The organism is Streptomyces sp. MnatMP-M17, assembly GCF_900091995.1.
Classification (GTDB): Bacteria; Actinomycetota; Actinomycetes; order Streptomycetales; family Streptomycetaceae; genus Streptomyces.
The window spans coordinates 1-4,055 of record NZ_FMDK01000678.1 but is presented as its reverse complement, the minus strand read 5'-3'; the positions used below and the strand labels follow the sequence as shown (position 1 = coordinate 4,055).

Here is a 4,055-nt window from a genome sequence, read left to right as displayed (position 1 = left end):
CCAGTTCGCCCGGGCCGTCGAGCACGGACGGGCCGCTGCCGCGCCCGGTGGGGACCTGCGCCAGCGCGGTGCGCCGGCCGGTGCCGCCGTCGGCGCGATGGCGTCCGCCGCCCGCGGTCCTCTTGCGGTCGAGTCGGAAGCCGGTGCCCTCGGTCTCGGGCGCGTCGGTCAGCAGTGCGACGGGCAGGAAGACGATCGCGGTGGTGCCGCCGTACGGAGAGGGCTGGAGCGAGACGCGTACGTTCTGCCGCTGGGCGAGCCGACTGACCACGAAGAGGCCCAGCCGGTCGGTGTCGGACAGTTCGAACTCGGGAGTCTCCGCGAGCCGCAGATTCGCGTCGAGCAGCACTTCGGGCGCCATCCCGAGGCCGCGGTCGTGGATCTCCAGGGTGAAGCCGTTGGCGACCCGCTCGCCGTGCACCTGGACCGCGGTGTGCGGCGGTGAGAACACCGTGGCGTTCTCCAGGAGTTCGGCGATGAGATGCGTGAGGTCGGCGACCGCCGGGCCGCCGACGCCGATCCTGGGCAGCCTGCGGACCTCGATGCGCTCGTAGTCCTCGACCTCGGCCACGGCGGCCCGTACCACGTCCATGAGCTGGACGGGCTTGCGCCACTGCCGTGAGGGCGCGGCTCCGGAGAGGATCACCAGGCCTTCGGCGTGCCGGCGCATACGGGTGGTGAGGTGGTCGAGCCGGAAGAGGTCGGCGAGCTCCTCGGTGTCCTCCGTACGGCGCTCCATGGTGTCCAGGAGCGTGAGCTGACGGTGGAGGAGGACCTGGTTGCGGCGGGCGAGGTTGACGAACACCTCGGAGACGCCGCGCCGGAGGTCGGCCTGCTTGACGGCGGCCTCGACGGCGGCGCGCTGGAGCGTGTTGAGCGCCTGGCCGACCTGGCCGACCTCGTCCCGTTCGTAGTCGAGCCGCGGCGCCTCGGTCTCCACGTCGACCTGCTCGCCCGCGGCGAGCCTGCGCATGACGCTGGGCAGTCTGACGCCGGAGACCTCGTGGGCCTCCTTGCGGAGCTGGGTGAGGTCACGGACCAGGTCGCGGCCGACGCGTACGGACACGATCACGGAGACGAGGAGCGCGACAAAGCCCACGGTGCCGGCCAGGATGAGTCGGACGAAGACCTCCTGGCGCACCGGGTCGATATGGGCCCGGTAGAGGGCGTCGGCCTTGGCGCTCTCGCTGGTGAGGTCCTCCAGGACCGGCGCGGTCATCTTCTGCCAGTGCGCCATGTCGACGGCTTTGGGATTGTCGGAGGGCCCGGCCTCGACGAGGTCGTCCTCGGTCTGGCGCAGTGCGAGCGTGGCCGGTGTGCGCCAGTACTGTTCGAGCGTCACACGGTCCGTGAGCGGTAGGTCGGAGAGGTTCGTCTGGTAGAGCACGGTGCGGCCGGCGACCAGATCGGAGAGCGAGCGGATGTCCGTGGCGGTGAGTCTGCGCGCGGTCAGCGCGGAGGCGACCACCGCGTCCTCGCGGGAGAGCATCTCCTTGGCGCGGCCGAGACCGACCAGCGCCCGGCCCCAGTTGTCGCCGTCCACGTCCTGGTGGCCGTACAGGGACGCCAGGAAGGTGTGACCGGGATCGACGAGCTGGTTGTAGAAGTCCAGCGCCCGCTCACGGGTGACGGTGCTCTCGTCCACGGAGCGGCGCATCAGGTCGAGGCCGTCCAGGGCCCCCGTGAGGATGGTGAACCGCTCGGACGTGGTGGGATCCATCCGGTCGCGGACACTGAGAGTGGCGTTCTTCTTGACGAGGGCCAGGGCCGCGTCGGTGTCGGCCCGGCGGCTGCGGAGTTCGGTCAGCGAATCCGCAGCGCGCGGGTCGGAGAGATAGATGAGTGTCTGCCGGCGCTCGCTCTGGAGGACGAGGATCGCGTCCTCGACAGGGTGGCCGACCTTCTTGATGACTTGGCCGACGTCGAGGAGCTGGTTGGCCTGGCTGCCGGTGAGGACGGAGATGAAGGCCCACATGACAGTGAGCGCGACGAGCGGCACGAGCAGCAGCGCCACGATCTTCCGGCGGATGGATTTCCCGCGAAAGCGCATGGCCTCCCCCAGCTCGATCCCCGCCCGGTGCGGGAGATACTCCGTCAGCAAACGGCGCGAGCCTACTACTGTCACACCGGCAACTCGAAGACACGTCCGGATGATTTTCGACCGCCGCATGGCGCCTTGATCACGAGTTGTCCTGTTTTTCGGTGAGATGACGTCCGTCACGAGAAGTTCGAGAGCGGGCCTCAACGACGGCTACCCGCCGAGCCAGTTGGCTTGAATCATTCGGTCGGTGCTTCTCCGGGAATCTTCAGGCGCCGTCATTCGTCCTTGTGTGCGGGGATCAGACGGGATCTGACGGGGATCAGGGGAAGCGGAGAGCGCCGCGGGGGGTTCGCGCATCACATTCGGTTCCATGGCCGGCGTGAAGCGCGACGAGACGGGCAATCACCCTTGAGTCGGACAGTGGACAGGTTGGGGAGTGACGTCCATGGAGACGGATGAGCGGCGTGACGCGGCGTCGGCGGGTGGGATCGCGGAGGTGTCCCGGGGGCTCTGGGTCGAGGAGCCCGCGGCGCGGTATCGCATGCCGGATCCGGTCAGAACGGCGGCCGTGCGGGCGGTGATCATAGCGGCGGTGACACTGATTCAGGCCATGGTTGCCTTTCTCAGCACGCTCGCGGGCTCCTGGCTGGCGTTTCCGATGGTGCTGAGCAGTGTGGCCTCCACGGTGGTGGCGACCTGGGGCGTGCTGGACGTATGGGTCACACGCCAGGTGTGGAACCAGCGCCATGGTGTGGTCTCGGCGCCGAGCAGCACGGCTCGGCAGCTCCGCAGGGAGCGGCGCAGGGCCAGACGCGCGGCGAGAAGCGCGGCGCGTGAGGCCGCGCGGATACGGCGGCGGAGTCGGCGGCATCAGAACAGACTGAGCGAGGCCTGAGCGCGCCGCCGTAGCGGCGCTCCATGACAGGCTCTCGTCGCTCGGCGATGGGCCGTCACTCGGTGATGGGCTCCGGCGTCCGTTTGAACATCCGCGTCGCGGTGATCTCGCCGTGCACGGGCTCGCCGTCCGGGTCCGGCTGGGGCAGTCCTGGGCGCAGATGCTCCTCGACGCTGATGTATTTGAGCCCCGCGCGCAGATCCGCGTCATTGCGCAGCCGGATGACCAGCGGGAATTCCGCGAGCGCCGTCGTGTCGAAGAGACCGGTGGTGTAGAGGAGTTGTACGCCCAGGGCGTCCGAGACCGCGCGCTGGAGCTCCAGCAGATAGGTGGCGTTGGCGCGGCCGATCGGATTGTCGAGGAAGAGCGTGCCCGCGTGGCGGTGCTTGTCGCGGCCCCGGTCATTGCTGCGCAGGGCGGCCATCGTGCAGTACAGCGCGATCGCGGCGGTCAGCAGCTGGCCGCCGGAGAAGACATCGCCCATCTGTCCGACCGGGACCCGCTCGGCGCGCAGTACGGCGTCGGGCTTGAGGATCTCGACCGCGACTCCCTTGGGCTGGAGCGCCGCCTGAACACCGCGCAGCAGCAGGGACATTCCGTCCCTGCGCAGATCGGAGTTCTTCTTGAGGGCGGCGCGGGTGGCCTCGTCCACGACCTCGCCGAGCCGCTCGATGAGCGCCGCCCGGTCCGGCTCCTCGAAGCGGATCCGCAGGAACTCCTGGCCCGACCACTCCCCGAGCCCTTCGGGCAGCCGGGAGAGCCGCTGGGCCGAGCGGAGCGTCGTCAGCGCGGACTCGACCAGACCGCGCAGCCGGTCGACAATCGAGTCTCGATTGCGTTCGAGCTGTGCCAGTTCGTCCGTCAGCACGCGCAGCCTGGGCGCGAAGGCCTGGGCCCAGGACGCGGCGTGCTCGGGCAGCGCGGACGCGGGCAGTTCGCGGATCTGGTGGCGCGCGGGCGTGCGCACCTGTTCGTAGCGGGTCGCGTTGGCGTGCCGTACGAGCACATCGCAGGCTTCCCGTACACCGGCCTCGGCGGCGGAGAGGTCGGCGGCACAGGCGCGCAGTGAGCGGCGGGCCTCGGCCGTGGCGAGCCGCGCCTCCGGCAGGCCGCCGGGAT

2 protein-coding genes and 1 pseudogene are annotated in these 4,055 nt (G+C 69.9%); 1 reads left to right on the top strand and 2 read right to left on the bottom strand.

The window, feature by feature from the left end:
- Positions 1-2,050: sensor histidine kinase (locus tag GA0115259_RS28090; RefSeq protein WP_093602231.1), on the bottom strand; the 2,050-nt coding region annotated here is incomplete at its 3' end.
- A gap of 436 nt (positions 2,051-2,486) precedes the next feature.
- Between GA0115259_RS28090 and GA0115259_RS28085 the strand changes: the two genes are divergently transcribed.
- Complete coding sequence (locus GA0115259_RS28085) at positions 2,487-2,936, top strand: hypothetical protein (RefSeq protein WP_093602229.1); 450 nt, start codon at positions 2,487-2,489, stop codon at positions 2,934-2,936.
- A 55-nt stretch (positions 2,937-2,991) separates the two neighbouring features.
- On the opposite strand, the pseudogene GA0115259_RS28080 reads toward GA0115259_RS28085, so the two are convergent.
- Positions 2,992-4,055: pseudogene (locus GA0115259_RS28080) on the bottom strand (hypothetical protein); the annotation flags it as partial.

Bases quoted from the DNA above. Each gene is read 5' to 3' on its own strand.
- GA0115259_RS28085 (WP_093602229.1), top strand. From the start codon at position 2,487: ATGGAGACGGATGAGCGGCGTGACGCGGCGTCGGCGGGTGGGATCGCG.